This is a genomic window from Bacillus sp. mrc49, assembly GCF_002803435.1.
On record NZ_PHNG01000450.1, the window covers coordinates 1 to 212 of the forward strand.

Below are 212 nucleotides of genomic sequence, written 5' to 3' on the forward strand. Positions count from 1 at the left end.
CAAGGAGAGAAGCGAGAGTTGCATTAAAAAGGAGCATGGTAAAGTGGAAAATGGATTTCTTAAAGTGGAAGATATGAGAGATGAGAATGATGTTAATAAAGTTCTTCATGCACTGAATGAAGTCTGGGGTGTAAGGGATGTTGAAGTAAGCTTGGCAAACAAGCTGGTTACATTTAGCTATGATGAGAAAGCAGCCTAGATCGGAAGAGCAC

At 40.1% G+C, this 212-nt stretch carries 1 protein-coding gene; it reads left to right on the forward strand.

Annotated features, from left to right (window positions below; translation table 11 throughout):
- Positions 1-199 (forward strand): heavy-metal-associated domain-containing protein (locus CVN76_RS02725; RefSeq protein WP_100530174.1); only part of this gene is annotated, 199 nt, incomplete at its 5' end.
- Positions 200-212: the final 13 nt, after the last annotated feature.